Source organism: Jidongwangia harbinensis (genome assembly GCF_020216025.1).
Classification (GTDB): Bacteria; Actinomycetota; Actinomycetes; order Mycobacteriales; family Micromonosporaceae; genus Actinoplanes; species Actinoplanes harbinensis.
The window spans coordinates 16,008-35,598 of the sequence record NZ_JAIWNC010000039.1 but is presented as its reverse complement, the minus strand read 5'-3'; the positions used below and the strand labels follow the sequence as shown (position 1 = coordinate 35,598).

The following is a 19,591-nucleotide window of genomic DNA, read 5'->3' as shown; positions in this document are numbered from 1 at the left end:
CGCAGCGTTGCTGCGTCGGGGACAGGGAGCGTGGGAGCGCTCCCATAGCTGCGGCGACCGTACCTGTTCGATAGAAAGATGTAAATCAGCGGGTGAAGAACCACCACGCCGAGGTCAGCCAGGCACCGGTGAGCGCGGTGAAGACCACGCCGCCCGCCGCCGGCAGCGCCCACCCCGGGCCGTCGCCCGCGGGCCGGCCGAGGGTCAGCATCTTGGTGACGAACGCTCCGTAGAACAGGCAGCCGCACAGCGAGTGGACCAGCACCCGGGAGTCGTCGGCGCGCAGGCCCAGCGCGTACAGGCAGTGCACCGCGACCGGCAGCGACAGCACGAACGCGAGCCGGCCGGACCACCGGTGCGCGGCCGCCGTCCACGGCGGGGCGTCGAGGCCGCCCAGCCGGCCGTAGATGGCCAGCGCCGACAGCAGCTGCAGCACGGCCAGCAGGACGGCGACGGTGGCCAGCCACACCTTGGCGGTCAGCGGCGGCAGGAGACCGGCCAGGTCGACGGTGGCGGGCGGCTCGTGGAACCGGCCGTACACGCCCAGCGCGACGGCCACCCCGGTCCCGGCCGCGACCGGCAGCCATGCGACGGCCCGCACGGTCAGAAGCCCGCGCCGGTGTCGACGTCGATCGTCGAGGTGGTCACGGCGACCCCGTCCACCGTGGTGGTACCGCCGGCGACGTTCAACGGCGGCGCCGGGCGGGGCACCTCGTCCGCGGTCAGCACGCCGACCTGACTGCCGTCCGGCAGCACGATCCAGGAGCCGACCACCCGGGCGTTGCGCACCTGCGCGGCGGCCCGGTAGAGCCCGGACGGCTTCTTCGCGACCCGGATGTCGAAGTCGCTGGTCCGGCCCGCCACGGTCACCGTGCCGCGGGCCCGCCGCGCGTCGAAGGTCGCGCTGATCCGGGCTCCGCCCTTGCCGGTCAGCGAGAGCTTTCCGGCCACCGCGGTGCCCTTCAGCCAGGACTCGATCCGGGCGCCGTCGCAGACGTACGCGATCGCGACGCCGTCGCGCACCGAGATGGCCAGCGTGCCGGCGCCCGGCACCCGGCCGGCGAACGTGGCCCGGGTGCGGTCGGCCGGCGTGCTGGCGGCGAGCGGTGTGGTGGGCGGGAGGACGGCCGGCGCCCCGGCGCTGCCGGTGGGTGCCGCCGGGGTGGTGGCGGACGTCGCGATGGCCGGTGGCGGCGCCGCCACCGGGTCGTCCGGGTCCTCCGGCCCGGCCGCGGCGGCCACGGTCAGGCCGGCCAGCACGGCGGCCAGGACCGCGCCGGCGGCCAGGGTGAGCAGCGGACCACGGCGCCACCGCGACGGCGGAGCCGGGGGTACGAGCGACGGCCCGGCCACTCCGGGTGCGACACCGGGCCGCAACCGGGTGTCCCGTTGCTCACCGGCCGCAGCCCCGGTCACCGCAGCCCCGGTCACCGCTGGGCCGGCTGCCGCCGGGCCGGTCCCCGCTGGGCCGGTCCCCGCCGGGGCGGTGCCGCCGCCGAGGATGGTGATCCGGGCGTCCCGGAGCCGGATCGCCAGCGCTCGTGCCGACGGGCGGCTCCGCGGGTCCTCGGCGAGAGCGCCGGCGGCCAGTTCGGCGAGCGGCTCCGGCAGGTCGCCGCCGAGCATCTCGCGCAGCACCACGCCCAGCGAGTACACGTCCGCGGCGGCGGTGGGCGGGCCGCCCCGGACGATCTCGGGGGCCAGATAGCCCGGTGTGCCGCCGACCACCGCGGCGTCCGCGTCGAGCAGCAACGCCGCCACGCCGAAGTCGGAGATCCGGATGCGTACCGGGTCCGTACCCCGCACCACGAGGATGTTCTCCGGTTTGAGGTCGAGGTGCACCACGCCCTGGACGTGCGCCACGGCCAGCGCCGCGGCGGCCTGGGCAGCGACCCAGGCGGCGTCCGCGGCGGGCAGCCGGCCGCGGAAGTCGGCCAGGTACCGGCGCAGGTTCGGGCCGTCCACGTAGTCCATCAGCAGCGCCAGCCGGCCGCGCTCCACGACCAGGTCCCGGACGCCCACGATGGACGGGTGCTCCAGCTCGCGCAGCGCCGCCTCCTCGCGGAGGAACAGCTCACGCACCCGGCGGTCGCCGGCGTACTCGGGCTTGAGAAGTTTCGCGGCCAGGACCCCGCCGCCCTGCCGGCTGGTGGCCCGCCGGACGACCGCCAGCGCCCCGCGGCCGATCTCCTCGTGCAGCAGGTAGTCGCGACCGAGCGGTTCCGGCTCCGCCATGGGTCAGGCGCCGCCGCCCGCGGTCATGATGTTCTGCGCGATCTTCTGCAACTGATCGCGCAATTGATCCAATTCCTGTTTCGCCTTGTCCAGCGCGGCCTTGGTCTCCGGCCACGTCTGATCGCGGAATTGCTGAGCCAGCGGACCGTCCCAGACATCCGGGTTGGAAAGCACTTTTCCCTGCGCGTCCAGCTGCGCGATCTGATCCGTCAGGCCACCGTTGATGATCGCCTGGACCTGCTGGATCGAGGTCTTCGCCTGCTCGGTCGAGAGTACCCGTCCCGGCATTTCGCCCCCCACCCGGTTAATTGATCATTGACGTCGCCCGATATGAAGTACAACCGTACTATCATCGACACCCGCCACCGGGGCAACCATTTCGGGGGACAGGTATGGTTGATCTTCGCGGAATTGCCGAGGACGTTCCGTTCGACTGGGACGCCGCCACCCGGCTGGCCGCCGCCTTCCGCGCCGCCGCGACCGACTGCGAGGGCCAGATCCCCCGGCGGGTCGCGATCGGCGGCCGGGCCGCGACCGAGTGGCGCGGCCGGTACGCCGGCGAGTTCGCCGACCGGATGCGGATCTGCACCGGTGACGCGCAACGACTCGGCACGGCGCTCCGCCAGGCCGCCGACCAGGTCGACGAGCTCGCCCGCCTGGCCCGGGAGGAGCAGCAGCGCCGGGAGCGGGCCCGGGACTGGCAGCGCCGGCAGGACGAGGAGAGCCTGCTGGAGAAGGCCGGCGACTTCCTGTTCGGCGAGGACGACCTGCCGCCGGTGCCGGACCCGGTGACCCCGCCCCGGTTCACCTCACCGGCGCCGATCGCGGCAAGCCGGGGATGAGCCGGGATGGGCACCAGTTCCGCGCGGCCCGACGACCTGGACGCCTTCGCCCGCGACAGTCGCGCCGCCGACAGCGAACTGCGTACCCATGACCAGCGCCTGCGCGCCGCGTACGGCGAATTCCTGAGCGGCACCCGCTGGGGCCACTTCGACGCCACCTCGCTGATCAGCGCGTTCGGCCGCTACCTCGATCTGAACGAGACCGACGCCCGGTGGGTGGCCCAGATCGCCGCGGCGTTCCGGGCCGCCGGTGGCGACGGCGGCCTGGCCCGGCTCCCGGACGCCGCGATCGACGCCAGCCTGCGCGCGGCCGGCCTGGCCGGCGGGCGGACGTCGGTGACGTTCGACAGCCCGGTGGCGTACGGCTTCCCGGCCACCTCCGGCTACGCCGACGACCCGGTGAACACGGCCAGCGGCAACTTCCTGATCGCCGAGACCGAGCTCCCGGCCGGCGCGCTGGCCGGCGGGCTGACCGTGCGCCGCACCTACAACAGCCGGTCGGACACCGCGGGCGCGTTCGGCCCGGGCTGGTCCGCGTGGGCGGATGCGCGGCTGCACGCGCGGGCGGACGGCGCCGAGTACACCGGCCCGGACGGCCAGCGGGCGCTGTTCCCCCGGCAGGGCGCCGGCTACGGACCGGTGCTCGGGGTCGCCGTCGAGGTGTCCGCGACGCCGGCCGGCCTCACCATGCGCTGGTTCGACGGGCGTACCTGGGAGTTCGACCCGGCCGGCCGCCCGGTCGCCGCGAGCCACGGCCCCGGCACGGCGGTCCGGTTCGGTTACGCCACCGGCCGGCTGCACCGGATGACCCACACCGGCGGGCGGTGGGTGGAGTTCACCTGGACCGGGGAGCGGATCACCGCGGCGGTCGCCGCCGACGGCCGCCGCGTCGACTACGGCTATGCCGACGGCAGGCTGGTGACGGCCGGCGCCCGGCGGTACGACGTGGACGCCGACGCCCGGGTGGTCGCGGTGCACGACGCGGACGGCGTGCTCGAGGCGGCCAACATGTACGACGACGGCGGCCGGGTGCGCGAGCAGATCTCCCGGTTCGGGCACCGGACCCGGTTCGCGTACCTGCCCGGGGGCGTCACGGTGACCGCGGGCGCGGAGGACGACAGCCCGGCGAACACGTACCTGCACGACGCGCACGGGCGGCTGCTCGCCGTCGTGGACGGGCACGGGCGCCGGCTCAGCCGCACCTACGACGACCACGGCAACCCGGTCACCGTGACCGACCGGAACGGCGCCGTGACCACGGTGGCGTGGGACTCCGCGTCCCGCCCGGTCCGGCGCACCCAGCCGGACGGCGCCGCGTTCACCTACACCTACGACGACGCCGGCCGGGTCCTCGAGGTGGCGGCGTCGACCGGCGCCACCGTGCGGTACTCCTACGAGGGCGCCGAACGTACCCCCGCCGAGATCGTCGACGCCGAAGGCGGAGTCACCCGCCTGACGGTCCGCGACGGCCTGGTCCACCGGGTCACCGACCCCGACGGCGTCACCGTGTCGTGCACGTTCGACGCGGACGGCGCGGTGCGGTCCACCACGGACGCGTTCGGCAACACGGCCCGGATCGAACGCGACGCGGCCGGCCGGGTGATCGCCACCGTGACCCCGCTGGGCCGGCGCACCAGGTTCGGCTACGACGAGCGCGGCCGGCTGACCGAGCGGCGCGACCCGGCCGGCGGCGTCTGGCGCTACGAGTACTCCGGCGCCGGCCGGATCACCGCGGTCACCGACCCGGCCGGTGCCCGCCGGGAGACCCGCTACGGCGCCCACGGCGCCGTCGAGGCCACCGTCGACCCGCTCGGCCACACCACCACCCGGCGGTACGACGACCGCGGCAACCTGGCCCGCCTGACCACCGCGGACGGCGCCACCTGGGACTTCGGCTACGACGCGCTGTCCCGGCTCACCGGCACCACCGACCCGGCCGGCGCCACCTGGAGGCGCGAGTACGACGCGGTCGGCAACCTGGTCGGCAGCATCGACCCGGCCGGCATCCACCACACCGCCACGATCGATGCGGCGGGCCGGGTGACCGCCCTGGACGACGGCCGCACCGGCAGCACGTTCGACTACGACGAGCTGGGCCGCGCGGTCGCGCACGTCCGGCCGGACGGCACCGCGGCCCGCGCCGGCTACGACCGCTGCGGCCGGCGCACCACCGTCACGGACCCGTCCGGCGGCGTCACCCGGATCGAGTACAGCTCGGCCGGACGGGTCCGCCGCACCCTCTCGCCGGGCGGCCGGACCACCACCTTCGGGTACGACCCGGCGGGCCGCCTCACCGCCCGCACCGACGGCGCCGGCCGGCGTACGGAGTTCCGGTACGACGCCGACGGCGCGCTCGCCGCCCGGATCCGGCCGTCCGGCGCCGCCGAGCTGTTCCGGTACGACGCGGGCGGCCGGCTGGTCGCCCACGAATCGCCGGGCGGCGCGGTCACCCGGTTCGCCCACGACCCCGCCGGGCGGGTGGTGACGGTCACCGATCCGGCCGGCGGCGTGCGCCGGTTCGCCTACGACCCGGCCGGCCGGCTGGTGCGGGCGGAGGACCCGAGGGGCGGCGTGACCCGGTACGCCTACCATCCGCGCGGCTGGCTCACCACGGTCACCGACCCGCTCGGCGCCACCACCACCCGTGGGTACGACGAGATGGGCCGCCCGGTCACCGACACCGACCCGCTGGGCCGGGTCACCACGTTCCGCTACGACGCGGCGGGACGGCTCACCGCCCGGGTCGACGGCGCCGGCCGCGAACAACGCTGGACCTACGACGCGTCCGGCCGGGTCGCGTCGACCGCCGCCGGGACGGACCCCGCCGTCACCGTCGACCGGGACGCGCTCGGCCGGCCGGTGCGGATCGACGAACCCGGCTCGTACCGGCACCGGCTGCGCTGGGACCCGGCCGGCCGGCTGGTCGAGAGCCGCCGGGACCACCTGGTGCTGGGCCGCCGCTACTCCCCGGACGGCGAACGGACCGCGCTGGTGTTCCCGGACGGCAGCGAAGCGACCTACACGTACGACGACGGCGGTCTGCTGAGCGGCCTGCGGCACCCGGCGACCGGCCCGGTCACGTTCCGGCGGGACGCGGACGGCCGGATCGTCGCCGCCGACGGTGCCCGGGTGCGGGCCCGCTGGGAGTACACCGACGGCCGGCTCACCGGATACCGCTCCGGTGGCGACCACCTCCGGCTACGCCGCGACCCGGCCGGCCGGGTCGCCGCCGCCGGTGCCCTCGAATTCCGCTACGACCCGGCCGGACAACTGGTGGCGGCCGGGGAGCGAACCTTCGGGTACGACGCCGCCGGCCGGCTGATCCGCGACGGCGACATCACGTGCACCTACGACGCGGCCGGTCAACTCCGGACCCGCGACGGCACCACCTACGCGTACGACGGCTCCGGCCGCCGCGTGCGCGAGACCCGGCCGGACGGCAGCGCACGCACGTACCGCTGGAACGCTTTCGGCCGGCTGGCCGCCGTCACCGACGGCGACCGGACCACGGAGGTCTCCGTCGACGCCCGCGGCGAACTGGCCGGCGTCGCGGGCCGCGCGGTGCTCTGGGACGGCGGCGACCCGTGCTGGCTCGGCGACGACCCGATAGTCGGCCCATGGACCGCCGAGCCGGCCCCCGACTGGCAGGGCACGGTCGGCACCGGACGCGACCCGTGGGGCGCGCCGGCCGGCACCGAACCCGGGCGTGGCTTCCGCGGCGAACTGGAGTTCGCCGGACTGACCTGGCTGCGCAACCGGGTGTACGACCCGGCGACCCGCGGCTTCCTCAGCCCCGACCCGTTGCCCGCGGTCCCCGGCACCGCCTGGTCCGGCAACCCGTACCACTACGCCGGCAACGACCCGGTCAACCGCGCCGACCCGCTCGGACTGCGCCCGGTCACCGACGCCGAACTACGCGCCTACCGCGACGAACTGGGCCGCGACGCCTGGGCGAAGACCACCGACTGGGTCGGCGAAAACTGGGAGTACCTGGCCGCCGGCGCGATGATCGTCGGCGGCGTGGCGCTGATGTTCACCGGAGTGGGCGGGCCGGCCGGGGTGGCGCTGATGGCGGCGTCCGGCGGGCTGATCGCGGGCGGCGCGAGCGCCGGCATCCAGAAGTTCACCACCGGCGAGGTGGACTGGGGACAGGTAGCGAAGGACGGCCTGGTCGGCGCCGCGGCGGGCGGGCTGGGCGCGGGCGCCACGGCGGCGTTGACGAGTTCGGCCCGGCTGGCGGCGACGAATCCGCTCGCCCGGGAAATGCTGATCAACGGCGTGGAGTCGGTGGTCAGCGGGGGAGTGGAGCGCGGCCTCACCGGCGGCGACATCTTCAGCCCCCGAGCGCTGGCGACCGACCTGCTGACCGGCGGCGCCGCCCCGGCGCCAGGCAATGCTCTAGGTGCGCCAGGACGGATCTCACCGGACGTCGACGATCGCATACCTGTCTATCGCGGCACGTCGCTCGTGCTGGAAAACATGGTGGCAGACAGCACGGGACTGGCGATGAGTGATACGGCACGACGGGTCTATGCGGAGACGGGCTCGTTGGACGAGGCGATGGCGGCGTCCCGGCGAGCCCACGCCGAGGGCATCGAGGCGTGGGGGAGTGAGGAAATGTACGCACAGGCACACGCCGAGTTCGGCACCGAACTCGCCGAGATCGGTGAGCGCTCGATGATATCTTTCAGTACCGATCCCGCTGTCGCCAAACAGTTCGCCGGTCCGAACGGCACCGTCTGGACCACCCAGGTGCGGCCGGACGAGGTCATCACGCAGACCCTGCCGGGTGCGGGCGAGTCGGAGGTTCTGGTCCGTCACATGATCGGTGTTGAGCGATGGACGGGCTGACCCTGACCCTTGAAGGTCGGCCGCTCACCTACTTTCCGGCGGGCGTGCCGGTGCCGGCGGGTGCAGGCATCGCGAACTTCGACGAGAACGAGGATCGCGCGCTCGCGGGTCACCCGCGTTTGCGGCGAGTCCTGATGCGGTTGTTGCCCTCGCTCCCGGTCCTCTACTACTACCTGCACTTCAGCGACGGCACAGACCTGCACCGGCTCGACGAGAAGGTAGCCGACGGGACCGCCGCCGACGAAGACGTCCGCGCGGCGTTGCTCGGCGAGGCACAGTCCGTCGTCTGTCCGCATTGTGCGGCGGTCATCCGGGCGATCGTGGTGGACACCGGCCATCCGCTGTTCGCCTCCGATCGCGGTCGCCGGCTCCGCGAACACCGGTTCCGTCAGGAGTGCCCGGTCTGCGGCGGCCATCTGTCGCTCTACATCCTCGAAGTGATCGACGCGCCCTGAAAGTAGGACGGCGGGGACAACCTTCGACGGCCGGGGCGAACGGGTTCGATGGCCCGAAGGGTGGAGCAGTGGTGGCGGGCGGGGATTGGGCCGAGGTGCGGACGGCGATCGTTGCCGTGCTCGCGGAGGAAGGCCGGCGGCTCCGGGAACTGGACGGGTCTTGCGACTTGGCTGATGTCTCACTCGCCGTTGTGGATTGGGTAGCCGTGCCCCGTCTTATCGGGACGGGCTCGGTGCCGGGCCCGCCCGGGTTTCCACGGTGGTCCAGGACAGGCCGTCCAGGGCGTCGGTGACGTCCGGCAACGGCATGCCGCACGCGGTGGCGGGGATGGCGGGCAGTACGGTCCGGCCCGCGCTGTCGGTCAACCCGACCGTGACGGGTGCCGTGGCGATGGCCGGGCACACGCCCGAGTCGTCGTCCTGCGTCTGCGGTGGCAGGCGCAGAGCCTGAAGCAGCCGATCCAGGGGGCCGGATGCTTGTTGCACGGACTCCCAGACCCAACCGCCGTCGCGGGCCGTCCCGGTCGAATCGGACCGGGCCTGCGGTACGAGCAGCACCGTGAACGTGCATCGCCGCACCGTGACGGCGGCGAAGTCGGCCGGCAGCGTCCCGGACACCGTGGCGCCGGTCGTCACCGGAGGGCACCTACCGGGCTGCACGTACTGTGGCGTCTCGGAATTTCCGGCGCAGCCGGCCAGCAGCACGATGAGGATGGCGGAGCCGGCTCGGGTGCCTCGCCTTGTCGTGATGCCGATTCTCCTGTTCAGGCTCACCGTTGATGATGCTGTTGCCGGATATACCGCGCCGCAGCACGCAGATCTTGGAGGCGATGTGAAATCTTGGAGCGGAATCGCCCTCCTGGGGGCCATCCGCCGCCAAGATTCGCGATCGGCTCCAAGATCTGAAGCCGTGGTTTTCCACTGGAGCGCTCCAGTGGAACACCAGCGTCCAGTGGAACAGCGGCGTCTGACGAGCTGCAAGTCCGCCGGGGCCGGCACGCAGACGGTCAGGGGCTAGCGACCTGGACGATGTCCCACTCGCCGTTGTGGATCAGGTAGCCGCGCCCCACCCCCAGCCGCACCGGCGCCCGCCGTGGCAGCGTCATCCCCAGCAGATCTCCGTCCAGGTCGATGTTCGGCCGCAGCAGGATCCCGGCCTTCGAGCGTCGCACCGCCTGCGTCCAGTGCCCGTACGCGGAACGCAGCGCATCCGACCGGCCGGCCACCACCACGTGCAGGTCGGGGCGGTTCGCGGCGAGCAGCCCGGCGATCGCGCCGTCCGCGTCGTCGATGCTCTCGGCGTCGTCGATCAGCAGCACCACCGGGCCCGGCGTGGTGCGGAGCCGGGCCAGCAGTCCGGCCGCCTCGGGTGCGGGGGCGTACTCCTCCAGGGTGCGCAGCGGGGACCGCCGGCCGCCGATCGCGGCGACGTGGGCCGGGCCGCGCAGCACGGCCGCCAGCGTCAGCAGCGCGGTGCTCTTGCCGCACCGCGCCGGGCCGGCCACCAGTGCGTGTTCGCCCTCGTAGAGCAGCAGGCCGGCCACCTGCAGGTCGGATTCCCGGATGCCCAGCGGCAGGCGCCACGGTTCGCCGGTCACCTCGGGTGGCGGCAGCCGGTCGATCGGCACCTCGCCGGGCAGCGCGCCGATCCGTTGCGCCGGGCGGGTGGCGTCCGGATACTTGCGGGCCACCGCGTCGACCGCGGCCGCCGGGGACGGGGTGGGGCGGCCGACCTGGGCCTGCAGCGCGCCGGGCAGCGCCACCATCCGGCCGGGGGTCCGGGCCGGCACGTCGCGGCGGGTCAGCCCGGCCTGGACGTAGTCGAAGGGGTCGGGCAGGCGGAACAGCCAGCGCTGGGTGGTGACCGACGCCCAGGCCGGCGGGACCGTGCTGAACCGGTCGGCGGTCACCGCGAACGAGATGCCGGCCGGGGTGCCGTCCGCGTACAGCCGGGTGAGCACGTCGAACAGTTCCAGGCCGGCGATGTCGTCGAACTCGGCGCGCATCGCCGCCAGGTTGTCGATCAGCACCACGATGCGCCGCCGGGGCGGGCCGCCGCGGCGCAGGTCCAATTCCGCGCGCAGGTGCCGGATCAGGCGTACCTGGCGTTCGCGGTCGTCGGCGGCGATCACCGAGCCGGTGTGCGGGAGCCCGTCCAGCACCGACAGGGCGCCGGTGCCGTAGTCGACGGCGTACAGCTCGAGGCTGTCCGGGCCGGCGCCGGCGGCGAGGCTCAACGCGATCGCCAGCAGCGTGGTGGTGGTTCCGCTGCCGGTGATGCCGAACAGCAGCACGTTGCCCTCGGCCGGGTCCCAGCCGATCGGGTACTGCGCCTGCCGGGCCGGGTCGTCGGCCAGCGCCACCAGGGCGCGGTCCGGGTCGGGGGCGAGCGCCGCCAGGTCGACGTCGGCGCCGAGCGGTTCCGGCCACGGGCGCCGCGGTGGCGGCAGGTCCGCCGCCGCCTCGGCGATCGCGTCGACCAGGCGGGCCAGGTCGGTCCGGTCGCCGAGCGGCCGGTCCGGCCCGGCCGGTTCCGAAGTGGACGGTCCGAAGACGAACGGTGTCACCGCCACCGGGGCGTCCTCGGTGGCGGCGCTCACGCAGGTAACCAGCGCGGTCTGGATCGGCACCACCTCGCCCGGACCCAACCGCACGTACGCCCGGCCGGGCAGCAGCCGGCTCAGCTCGGCGGCGTCCCGGATGCCGATCACGTCGACGGAGTCCGCAGCGTCCTGCACCCGCAGCGCCACCCGCAGGTTCGTGTTGGTGCGAATGTTGTCGTTCACCGCACCGGACGGGCGCTGGGTGGCCAGGATCAGATGCACCCCGAGGGTACGGCCGCGTTGCGCGACGCCGACCAGGGCGGCGAGGAAGTCGGGCAGCTCGGACGCCAGCGTGGCGAACTCGTCGATGACCACGATCAGCCGCGGCATCGGCTCGGGAGCGCCGCGTTGCACGTACTCGATGAGGTTGTCGGCGCCGGCGGCGCGCAACTGCCGCTCCCGGCGCCGCAGTTCCGCCTCCATCGCGCGCAGTGCCCGCTCGCCCAACTGCTCGTCCAGGTCGGTGACCAGCCCGACGGTGTGCGGCAGCCGGGCACACTCGTCGAACGCGGCGCCGCCCTTGTAGTCCATCAGCACGAACGTGAGCCGGGTCGGGTCGGCGTGGGCGGCGAGCGCCGCCACCAGGCTGCGCAACAGTTCGCTCTTGCCGGAGCCGGTGGTGCCGCCGATCAGGCCGTGCGGGCCGTCGCGGACCAGGTCGAGGGTGAACACGCCACGTTCGGTCACGCCGAGCGGCGCCACCGCGGACGCGGGTCCGGTACGCCGCCAGCGGTCCCGCACCGACGCCGCGTCGACCCGCGGCAGGCCGAGCATCGGCAGCAGGCGTACCCCGTCCGGCAGTCCCGCCCCGGGCTGCCGCAGCTCGGGGTCGTCGAACCGGGCCAGGTGCCGCGCGCACGCCCGGGCCCGGGCCACGGTGAGGCCGGCGAGCAGCACGTCCTCGGCCACCACCCCCTCGGCCGGCCGCCGCACGGTGGCGTCACCGTCCGGGTCCACGATCTCGATCACCGTGTCGCAGGCGGCCGGCAGCCGGTCGACGGTCGCGGCGATCACGATGCCGGCCACCGGCACCGGCGGGGACGGCGGTCCGGGCGCCGGGGTGGCCGGCCGCGCCGCGTTCAGCAGGTCCCGGGCGGGGGAGCGCTTGCCCTCGGTGAGCACGTCCGAATCGAGTACCACCAGGGCGGTGCCGTGCCCCGCCCTGGCGGCCAGCCGCTGCAGCATGGCGTCGCTCGGCTCGCGCCGGTGCGCGAGCCACCGGCCGGTGCCTTCGGGCCGGCGGGTGTGCGGCAGCCACTTGCACCAGTCCCACTCCGGTTCCCGGCCCGGGTCGACGAACACCCCGACCGTGACATCGGCCGGTCCGGAGTGGACCGCCGCCTGGCAGAGCAGGGACCGCGCGGTGGCCAGCGCGGCCGCCCGGTCGCCCGCGATGCCGACCACCCCGCCCGGCGACAGGTCCACCACCACCGGCGCGGCGCGCAGCCGGGCCGCCTCGACCAGGTCGCTCACCTCGGCCGGCAGGGTGCCGCGGTTCGCCCGTACCGCGGGGGTCCAGCCCTGGTCCGCGACGCCCGCGTAGAGCCGGAGAAAATCCTCGTGCCGGGGCCGGCGCTCCCACAGCGTGGTGCTGGGCAGCGCGGCCCGGCGCAGCGCCTCGGCGACGTCCGGCGCCAGATGGCGCCGGCGGGTGCGTTCCCGCTCGCCGGCCGCGGCGAGCCGGTCGGTGAAGGCGGACAGGTCCGCAGCGAAGGTACGGCGGTTCGCCGCGGTCTCCCGCCGGTTCCGCCGCCGGGACTCCAGGTAGGTGCCGACGCCGATCAGCGGCGACAGCAACGCGAACAGGCCGAACCGCGGGTCCCGGGTGACCGCCACCATGATCACGGCCAGCACCAGCGGCCCCAGCGTGGACGCGATGCTGAAGTGCGGCTTGCCCGGCTCGGCCGGTTCGTCCGGCGCGGTCAGCTCACCCGGTCCGGCCGGCGGGGCCGACCGGGGCGGCCGGTTGAACGACACCGTCCCGCCCGGCCCCAGATGCCGTCGCAGGTCCAGGCTGCGCGGCCGGTCCGCGTCGGTGACCCGGCGGACGGCCAGCGCCACCGCGCCGATCCCGAGCACGTCGTCCGGCCCGACCCCGGTGTCCGCGGTGACCGGGACACCGTTCACCTGCACCCCGTTTGCGGACCGCAGATCGGTCACGGACACCCGGTCGCCGGCCACCGTGAGCGCGCAGTGCTCCCGGGACACGGTGTCGTGGTCCAGCACCAGGTCGCAGCCCGGGTCGCGGCCGAGGACCCACCGGCCCGGCGAGAGCGGAAAGCCGCGGCCCGCGTCGAGGCCTGCCACCGCGATCATCTGGTACGCCGCCAGCGTCACGTCACCCGCATCGGCCACCGAGGACACGGTGATCTCCGCGCCCTCGTACAGGCCGGAGTCGGCGACGGCCACCGACGTGTCCACCGGCCGCCCGTCGATCGCCACGGTCCCGGGCACCTCGCCGCCGTCCACCGCCCGGAGCAGGTCGGCCAGCGTCGCGTCGCGGCTGCGCAGGCGCACGTCCAGCTCACGCTCCGCCGCGGCGGTGGAGAAGATGATGTGCATGCCCACCCCCGTCCGCCTGCCAGGCTAGGCGGTGGTACGCGCACGTACCACCCGTGGTCCGGTCGCGGTTACCGTCGGTGCAGACCCGCAACGGCCCCTCACCGGTAGGTGTATGCCATGACCCTTCCCACCCCCACCATCGGCGACCGGATCCGGGAACGCCGGGCCCGCCACGGTTGGAGCGTCCGCCACGCCGCCAGCCGGGCCGGCATCTCGCACGCCAGTTGGAGTCGCATCGAACGGGGCCGGCAGGCCGCCGACAACCGGTTCATGCTGGCCGACATCGCCGCCGCCCTCGAGTGCGCACCGGACGACCTGGCCGGCGCGCCGGTTCCGGCCACGGACCGGGCGGCCATGTCGGCACAGTCCCGGGTGTACGGCATCCGGCAGGCCCTCGTGGACATCGACCTCAGCGAGCCCGCCACCCGCGCGGCACCGCCGATCGCCGGCCTGGCGCAGACCGCCGCCCTGGTCGACACGTTGCGCCGGGCCTGCGACTACGCGGGCGCCGCGCAGATGCTGCCGGACCTGCTCCGCGGCCTGCACGCCACGGCCGGCGGCCCGGACCGGGAACCGGCGCTGCGGCTGCTCTGCGAGGCGACGTTCATCGCGTCCTCGGTGGTCCGCAACCTCGGTCACCCCGCCGAGGCGTGGCTGGGCGCGGAGCGGTGCCGCGCCGCCGCCGAGGCCACCGGCGACCCGGTACTGATCGGCTACGCCGCGTACGCCCGGTCCAGCGCCGCCGGTGCCTGCGGTTCGTTCCGGCGTAGCCTGACCCTGGCCGCCCGGGCGGTGGACGAGCTGCGGCCGCACCTGAACCGGCCCGGCGGCCTCGAGATGGCCGGGTCGCTGCAGCTGATCTGCGCGTACGCGGCCCGCGGGCTGAAGATGCCGGACGACAGCGAGACCTGGATCGGGGGTGCCACGGAGCTGGCCGGCCGGACCGGCGAGACCGGCACCATGGGGTTGTTCTTCGGCCCGACGAACATCGGCATCTGGCGCGTCGGCATCGAAGCCGACGGGGGCGACCCGGCCCGGGCCATGCACATCGCCAGAGCCATCAATCCGTCGGTCATCGAGGCCAACTTCCGCCAGGTGTTCTTCTACGCTGACACGGCCCGCGCGCTGGCCCGGCTCCGCGGCCGCGAGGGCGAGGCGGTCCGTTTCCTGCTCGTCGCGGAACGGTTGGCGCCGCAGCATGTGCACACGTCGGCGTTGGTGCAGGAGACGACGCGGGCGTTGCTGGAGCGGTCCCGGCGGGCGGCCGCCGGCGCTGAGCTGCGCGGCCTCAGCGAGCGCATGCGGGTGGGCTGACCGGTTCGGCCGCCGCGGGCGTGCGGGTGGCCACGGTCAGCCGCCGCTCTTGCCCTGCAGCGCCTCGCTGAGGCGCCGCGCGTGCTCGGCGGTGATCTCGCCGTCGTTGGCCCACACGTCCGTCACCACCTTGCGGAACTCCAGGCTGAACGTGGTGTAGTGCGGCGTCACCGGCCGCTTCTCGGCCCGCCGGATCGCCTCCAGCAGGGTGGTCGCGTACGGATACTTGGTGGTGATGTTCGCGTCCTGGTAGACGATTCCCCGGGTGGCCGCGAACCCGCCGTGTTCGAAGAGGATCTGCTGGCTGCGCTCGCCGGTGAGGAACTCGATCAGGGCCTGGGCCGCCCGCGGCTGGTCGCTGCTGCGGGCCACCGCGAGGTTCTGGCCGCCGAGCACGCTGCGCTTGCCGGGCACCGTGGTCACTCCGAAGGTGAAGTCCTTGTCCGACTCGACGTCCGGCCGCAGGTCCCGGTACGCCACCGGCCAGTTCCGCATGAACATGGCCCGCCCGTCGCCGAACGCCTTGGTGCTGGTCTTCTCGTCGAACGTGCGCGAGTCCGGCAGGATCAGCGGGCGGGCGCCGCCGTCGAGTCCGTCCTTGAGCCGGCGCAGTCCCCGCTCGGCCTTGTCCGAGTCGAAGACCACCGCACCGCCGTTGTCGACCACCTCGCCGCCCTCGGCCCAGATGGCCTCCAGCGCGGTGACCGTGAGGATCTCGGAGTTGCTCAGCTGGGCGGCGTACCCGGCCTCGAGTTTGGTGTCCACCGCCGTGCCGAGGGCCTGGTCGGTGGCGTTGCGGATGTCGTCCCAGTTGGTCGGCGGCGGGGGCCAGGTGGTGTTGCCGCGCGGGTAGGTCCGGTAGTAGAGCAGCCCGGCGTCGGTGTTGAACGGCAGCGCGTACAGCGTGCCCCGGTATTCGCAGGTGGATCGCGGTTCCTCGAGGAAGCCGGAGTACAGCCCGCGGCGCTCGATTCCGGCCTTGTCCAGCGGGCGGATCCGGTCGCCGGCGACGAACTCGGCGGTCCAGGTCACGTCCAGGTTGTAGATGTCGATCTCGGGTCCGGCGCTGAGCATCTCGGTGTGCGCGGTCTCCGGTGAGCGGCTCACCGGGCGGATGCTGGCCGGGTTGCGCTCGCCGTGCATGGCGTTCCACTGGTCCAGCAGCCGCTGGCGCTGCCCGCCCTGGCTCTCGTCCACGCTGCTGAGGATCACCAGTTCGCCCGGTTCCCAGGCCTGGTCGCCGTCCAGCCGGGGCACCACCATCAGGGCCAGCAGCAGCCCGGTGACCAGGCCGGCGGCACCGCCGGCGACCAGGCCGGACCGGCCGGGCCGGGCGCGGATCCAGGACCATGCGTCGGGTACGCGGGACGGAAGACGTGGGCTCACAGCACCGCCTCGAAGATGGTCGCCAACTGGTCGGTCACCGTGCCGGTGTCGGCCTCCAGGCATTTCCCGGCGGTGGCCGTGGTGATCGTCCTGAGGACCGGCGCCGCGCAGCCGGTGGTGCCCATCGCGATCGCGAACACCCGCACGCCCTTGCCGGTGACGGCGGCCCGGAACTGGCGGGCGTTCAGCGCACTGGCGTTGTCGTCCTCGCCGTCGGTGAGCAGCACCATCGCGGTCACCCGGTCGTCGCTGGTCGGGCCGATCTCGGCGAGCCCGGCGACGATCGTGCGGTACAGCGGCGCGGGGCCCTGTGGACGGACCGTGCCGAGCGCCCTGGCCGTGGCCACCGGCCGGGGCTGGCCGCGCACCGCGGCGTCGCGCAGCCCGACCGGCACGAGTTCCCGGACGCCGGTGCGTTCCGGGCCCTGGAACGACCAGACGCCGACCTCGTCGCGCCGGCCCAGCCGGCCCATCGCCTGCTGGACGCCGCGCGCCGCGATCTGCCACAGCGAGCCGCCGGCGCCACGGTGCCCCATCGAGCGGGACGCGTCGATCGCGACCAGCACCCGGCCGGGCCGGTGCTCCCGCGCGTACCGGGTCTGTACGTCCTCGATCAGGTCCACCGAGATCGGTGCGGGTCGCGGCCGCAGATCCGGCTGGACACCCCAGTCCGGGGTCAACGGGGCTCCGGTGGCGGTGTCCGGTGGGCGCAGTCCCGCGTCGTTCAGCGCGGCCCGCCCGTCCGGGGCCCGCAGCCACTCGGTGAACCGTGCCGCCGCCCGGGTCCGCGGGCCGTCGTCCGACGTCCAGCGGAACCGGACGGCCTGCCGGTCCAGCACCGGGGTGTGCCCGGCATAGACGGCCCGGAGCCGGACCGGGGGCCGCTGCGGGCAGGCCGGTCCGATCGGGTCGCCGTGGTTGAACCGGGCCACCGTCTGTTCGGTGACGAAGTATCCGGTGCGGTCCCGGAGGCCGTCCGGCGCGCAGACGAGGGTGGCGGCGTCCGCGCCGAGGGTGTGGTTGCCGCGGTCGTAGGACTGCTCGATGTGCCGTTCCACGGTCCGTTCGGTGAGCTCCGGCAGGCCCGGGTCGGCGGGCGGGTGGTACAGCGCGATCCGGGCCAGCCCGCCGAGCGAGGTGACCGGGTCGGGCACGACGGTGCCCCAGCCGCGTAGGCGCATGAGGTCCAGCAGCTTCGGCCAGACGACGCCGTCGACCAGCCCCGTCTCGGTGGCGGCGTCGGCCGATCCGGCGGCGACCGCGAGAACCATCGGAGTGGACGCCACGGTGTGTTCCGCGACGATCGGCAGGGTCCGTCCGGTGGCGCCGGCGGCGGCGCGGGCGGCGCGGGTCTCGCCGGACCAGTCCGGCAGCCACACGTCGGGCCGGGGACCGATCCGGACGTGTTCCGCGTCGCCCCAGCCCCGGACCAGCGCGGTGTGGATCTGCGGCGCGGTGGCCGAGTAGACCAGCAGCCGCGCGTCCGGGCAGCCGAAGTTGCCGGTGGCGGTGTCGCGTTCGAACGCCTGCGCGACCTCCCGCGCCGGCTCCTGGCTCTCGGCCGGTACGAGGACGCTCACGTGCGCGGTCGTCGGGCAGGTCGCCGCCCACACCCGGGTGCCCGCGCCGGCGGTGAGCGCGGCGCTGCCCAGCAGGGTGGCCAGCACGAACGCGACCAGGCCGAGCAGCGGCACCCGCAGGCGGCGCAGGAGGCGCCACCGGGACCGGAACGCGACCCGGGTGATCCAGTGCGCCATCGGGCCGGCCACCGCGAACGCGGCCAGCGCCGCCGTGGTGGCGAGCAGCAGCAGGCCCCACCGGTCCCGCAGGATGTCGCCGCGTACCCCGGCCGGGATCGTCAGCCAGCCGCCGCCGTGCCGCACCGAGGCGAGGAACGGCACCAGCACGGTCCCGCCCAGCACGGCGGACAGGACCACCGGCACCCGGACCCGGCGGCGCGGCGGGGGCAGTCGCCGGTGCGGGCCGGGCACGCCGCCGAAGGCCGGGTTGTCGGTGAGCACGAACTGGCTCGCCCCGCCGATGGTCCGCTGCCGCGGGCGCGGATAGCCGGACGCGGGTAGCACCTTGTCCAGGTACGTGTAGACGGAACCGAGCGTGATCATCGGGCCGCCGTCCGGGTCACCGTCGGACAGCAGCTCGATGAGCTTGCCGCTGAACGCGGTGTACCGCGCCCTGGGCGGGGCCAGTGCCGCGGTGTCCCGGGCCGCGGAGGTGAGCACGTACGCGCCCTCGATGGCGGCCCGCCCGGCGATGTCCGTGGTGGCGCTCAGGTTGCCGATCGCGATCCCCGAGTAGCAGCAGTCCAGGATGACGATCTTCAGCCGGGCCGGACTGTTGATCACGTACTCGCGGACGGTCTGATAAGGGAGTGCGGTGTGGCCGAGCCGGTTCGGGCGGGGGTCGGTCTGCACCGCGGCCAGGAACAGGTTGCCGTTGGGGTCGACCAGGCCGTGCCCGACGTAGTAGAGGACCAGGATCTCCTCGGCGGCCTGGGCGGCGTTGCTGATCGCGTCGCCCAGGTCGGACAGTGACCGCGGATCGGTGACCACCCGGGGTTGCCGGGCGCCGCACCGGTCGACCAGCGCCTCGCCGAGATCGGCCAGGGTGGACTTCACCGCGGGGATGTCCGGCAGCCGGGAGCCGCGTTTGTGGCTGCCCGTGCCGCACAGCAGGACCATCGCGTCGCCCAGGCCGCGCAGTTGCCGCCGACCGTCGTCCGGCTTCTGGGCGTCGGTCACCCCGCTCTCGTCCAGCACCCCCGCGCTCCCCTCCCGCGCTCAGGCGCGGGCGTCGGTCGTCCCCTTCTCGCCGGCTTCCACCGCCGGGGGCGCCGCGGCCGCGAGTTGGCCGGCCAGCCGCTCGATCTCGGCGCCGAGCGCCGGGGCGTCCAGGCCGCGCACCCGGCTGCCGCTCACCTCCAGCGAGCTGCCGTCCGGACGGGTCACCTTGATCGTGAGGTCGGTGGTCCGGTGCCGCAGCCAGGAGATCAGCACCCCGGCCAGCGCGGTGACCGCACCACCGGAGCCGGCCGCCACCACCAGCGCGTCGGTCAGCGAACCCAGCTCACCCGGTCGCGGATCGGCCTGCCGCAGATCGAACGGTCCACGCAGGTCACCCGTGTCGATCATCCAACGCCGCAGCGCTCGGAGATCGTCGGCCGAGAGGTCCGGCCCGGCCATCACAAACGTCGATCCGGAAGCCATCACGAGACGTTAACACGACGAAACACAGCGCAGTGTGGGCCCTGTCCGTCACCTGCCAGACATCGATCCAAAACAAACCCGTGGCGGCATCGCGTCATGGCAGTGATCCGCCAGCGGGC

Annotated in this window: 12 protein-coding genes; 4 read left to right on the top strand and 8 right to left on the bottom strand. The window is 74.5% G+C overall.

Annotated features, from left to right (window positions below; all coding sequences use genetic code 11):
* Positions 1-85 precede the first annotated feature (85 nt).
* The 3 genes from LDL48_RS34655 to LDL48_RS34640 are packed head-to-tail and all read right to left on the bottom strand — an operon-like array spanning position 86 to position 2,535.
* Positions 86-601 (bottom strand): DUF6529 family protein, encoded by a 516-nt coding sequence (locus LDL48_RS34655; protein WP_225259365.1) that lies wholly within the window; start codon positions 599-601, stop codon positions 86-88.
* 2 nt (positions 602-603) lie between these two features.
* Positions 604-2,235: a serine/threonine-protein kinase gene (locus LDL48_RS45415; RefSeq protein ID WP_443667686.1), complete on the bottom strand. Its 1,632-nt coding sequence runs from the start codon at positions 2,233-2,235 to the stop codon at positions 604-606.
* A 3-nt stretch (positions 2,236-2,238) separates the two neighbouring features.
* On the bottom strand, positions 2,239-2,535 hold the full coding sequence (locus LDL48_RS34640; RefSeq protein WP_225259364.1) for a pyrophosphorylase: 297 nt from the start codon (positions 2,533-2,535) through the stop codon (positions 2,239-2,241).
* A gap of 92 nt (positions 2,536-2,627) precedes the next feature.
* Between LDL48_RS34640 and LDL48_RS34635 the strand changes: the two genes are divergently transcribed.
* Genes LDL48_RS34635 through LDL48_RS34625 form a run of 3 tightly spaced genes read left to right on the top strand, consistent with a single transcriptional unit; the run spans position 2,628 to position 8,383 of the window.
* A complete protein-coding gene (locus tag LDL48_RS34635) occupies positions 2,628-3,077 on the top strand; it encodes a hypothetical protein (RefSeq protein ID WP_225259363.1) in 450 nt (149 codons plus the stop codon).
* A gap of 6 nt (positions 3,078-3,083) precedes the next feature.
* On the top strand, positions 3,084-7,928 hold the full coding sequence (locus LDL48_RS44305; RefSeq protein ID WP_225259362.1) for a DUF6531 domain-containing protein: 4,845 nt from the start codon (positions 3,084-3,086) through the stop codon (positions 7,926-7,928).
* Complete coding sequence (locus tag LDL48_RS34625; protein ID WP_225259361.1) at positions 7,916-8,383, top strand: hypothetical protein; 468 nt, start codon at positions 7,916-7,918, stop codon at positions 8,381-8,383. The genes LDL48_RS44305 and LDL48_RS34625 overlap by 13 nt, the downstream gene beginning before the upstream one ends.
* A 216-nt stretch (positions 8,384-8,599) precedes the next feature.
* On the opposite strand, the gene LDL48_RS34620 is transcribed toward LDL48_RS34625, so the two are convergent.
* Together LDL48_RS34620 and LDL48_RS34615 are read right to left on the bottom strand one after the other, a co-directional pair.
* The gene (locus LDL48_RS34620) at positions 8,600-9,019 is read right to left on the bottom strand and encodes a hypothetical protein (RefSeq protein ID WP_225259360.1); all 420 of its coding nucleotides are present in this window, start codon (positions 9,017-9,019) and stop codon (positions 8,600-8,602) included.
* A 371-nt stretch (positions 9,020-9,390) separates the two neighbouring features.
* Positions 9,391-13,548, bottom strand: a complete 4,158-nt coding sequence (locus tag LDL48_RS34615; protein ID WP_225259359.1) for a type VII secretion EssC family protein — start codon at positions 13,546-13,548, stop codon at positions 9,391-9,393.
* Between the two features lie 117 nt (positions 13,549-13,665).
* On the opposite strand from LDL48_RS34615, the gene LDL48_RS34610 reads away from it, so the two are divergent.
* On the top strand, positions 13,666-14,862 hold the full coding sequence (locus tag LDL48_RS34610; RefSeq protein WP_225259358.1) for a helix-turn-helix domain-containing protein: 1,197 nt from the start codon (positions 13,666-13,668) through the stop codon (positions 14,860-14,862).
* 36 nt (positions 14,863-14,898) lie between these two features.
* Here LDL48_RS34610 and LDL48_RS34605 read toward each other — a convergent pair whose 3' ends face one another.
* From LDL48_RS34605 to LDL48_RS34595, 3 genes are read right to left on the bottom strand one after another with little or no spacing between them, the layout of a single operon-like run.
* Entirely contained in the window at positions 14,899-16,248 is a 1,350-nt protein-coding gene (locus LDL48_RS34605) for an extracellular solute-binding protein (protein WP_225259357.1), read from the bottom strand.
* Positions 16,245-19,025 carry a caspase, EACC1-associated type gene (locus LDL48_RS34600; RefSeq protein ID WP_225259356.1) on the bottom strand — a complete coding sequence of 927 codons (2,781 nt, stop codon included), beginning with the start codon at positions 19,023-19,025 and terminating at the stop codon, positions 16,245-16,247. The genes LDL48_RS34605 and LDL48_RS34600 overlap by 4 nt, the downstream gene beginning before the upstream one ends.
* Before the next feature lie 21 nt (positions 19,026-19,046).
* Positions 19,047-19,472, bottom strand: a complete 426-nt coding sequence (locus LDL48_RS34595) for an effector-associated constant component EACC1 (RefSeq protein ID WP_225259355.1) — start codon at positions 19,470-19,472, stop codon at positions 19,047-19,049.
* Positions 19,473-19,591: the final 119 nt, after the last annotated feature.

Excerpts from the sequence above, each read along its gene's own strand:
- LDL48_RS45415 (WP_443667686.1), bottom strand. The coding sequence starts at position 2,235 with ATGGCGGAGCCGGAACCGCTCGGTCGCGACTACCTGCTGCACGAGGAG.
- LDL48_RS34635 (WP_225259363.1), top strand. The coding sequence starts at position 2,628 with ATGGTTGATCTTCGCGGAATTGCCGAGGACGTTCCGTTCGACTGGGAC.
- LDL48_RS44305 (WP_225259362.1), top strand. The coding sequence starts at position 3,084 with ATGGGCACCAGTTCCGCGCGGCCCGACGACCTGGACGCCTTCGCCCGC.
- LDL48_RS34625 (WP_225259361.1), top strand. The coding sequence starts at position 7,916 with ATGGACGGGCTGACCCTGACCCTTGAAGGTCGGCCGCTCACCTACTTT.
- LDL48_RS34615 (WP_225259359.1), bottom strand. The coding sequence starts at position 13,548 with ATGCACATCATCTTCTCCACCGCCGCGGCGGAGCGTGAGCTGGACGTG.
- LDL48_RS34610 (WP_225259358.1), top strand. The coding sequence starts at position 13,666 with ATGACCCTTCCCACCCCCACCATCGGCGACCGGATCCGGGAACGCCGG.
- LDL48_RS34595 (WP_225259355.1), bottom strand. The coding sequence starts at position 19,472 with ATGGCTTCCGGATCGACGTTTGTGATGGCCGGGCCGGACCTCTCGGCC.